The following is a 1,469-nucleotide window of genomic DNA, read 5'->3' on the forward strand; positions in this document are numbered from 1 at the left end:
ATTCATATCTTACTGCTGATTCAAATTCAACCATTTTCTTATCCGGATCAATCGTACCAATGGTAGACCAGAGATTACCATTTACCTCCTCTTTATGTGTGACAACGATCTTCCCGTCATCCAATGCTGATACAGAAGGTTCTAGTCCTTTATCAAAGTGAACCATATTTCTATGCCAAGCTTCGTCATTTTCGAATGTCCCGTATCCATACCACAGTGCATTGGTGTTCAATCCTTCATTAACCAAAACGAGATGACCATTTTCCATTACCGTCAGACTTGGATGCTCTCCCATTCCAAAGTAGTTGTTCATGCTATACCAATTAATCTTCCCCTCTTCATATCTTCCTAAAGAATAAAAGATTATATCCACAAATTCATAAACCTGTATCACATCTCCATTGGGTAAGGTATCAATGGAAATGGACGATGGATTTCCACCAGTGATCATTTCTCCATATTGAAAGCTCTTGGTCCAATACATCGAATGCGAATCCTCATTATATTCACCCAATGAATAAGTCAGATGGTTTTCGTCAGCTTGCACTGACACAACAAGACCATTGTCCAATACAGTGATAGCTGGATTCTCACCCATCGTATAGCTGTCGTTTGATAATACCTCATTGATATCTAAGTGTTCGATTTGCTCCTCCTCTGTAGAAGCATACAATCCAACTGGCGTATGCAAGGTGAATAATAGTAATAATGAGATAAAAAATTTAACAAACGTCTCCATTGCGTCCATCTCCTTTTCTATAATTAGTATCAAATATCGATACTATATTAATAATAGAATAGAGGTTTTTGGTTAGTGTTTTGCTTCTATCTTTTAAAAAAAGATAAATACTGATTCACCGTATAGACATATTCGGAGATGTCCCTCGAAAGAGCATATGTTGAGCAAACAAAAAATGCTCCGGTTATATTGCAATAAGATGATGCAAATAAGAAACGTATAGGTTGCATAGTTGGATGAAAGGAGTCAAAACTTAAATGAATTGACACCGAAAGAGGAACGTAGTGAAATCAAGTGGTTGAGAAGTTCCAAAACAAATGTTCATAAGTGAAGCCGTTCGTCCCCTAAAGAAAAACTTGATTGGATGCGTGATCAATAGTACCGTAATATTGTGTCATGTGCTCTGATAGGTGGCATGACATCCCGTACGGAAAAACGGGGAAGCTTGTATCTATATGACTGATCTCAAAAAAAGTGTTTAGTTTATACTAAACACTTTTTACTATTTTTATCGTAATTTCCGTCATAAGAGAATCTTTTAAAAAAAGAATATTTAGAAATTTTAATATAAGAAGACAAAAATGGGTTTGAAACATTATACTGGGTATTCACACAAAAGGAGGAAAGAAAATGAAGAAAATAATCAAACTATTTATGGCTGCCTTACTGATCTTTACCCTGTACACGCCTACAGGATCTCATGCTTCAGAGGCATCAAATGAAGAAGGTT

1 protein-coding gene is annotated in these 1,469 nt (G+C 36.0%); it reads right to left on the reverse strand.

The window, feature by feature from the left end:
- On the reverse strand, positions 1–739 hold a 739-nt coding region (locus tag AB1471_RS16865; RefSeq protein WP_367780919.1), incomplete at its 3' end, for a hypothetical protein.
- Positions 740–1,469: the final 730 nt, after the last annotated feature.

The organism is Jeotgalibacillus marinus (genome assembly GCF_040801915.1).
In the GTDB taxonomy this organism is placed as follows: domain Bacteria; phylum Bacillota; class Bacilli; order Bacillales; family Jeotgalibacillaceae; genus Jeotgalibacillus; species Jeotgalibacillus marinus.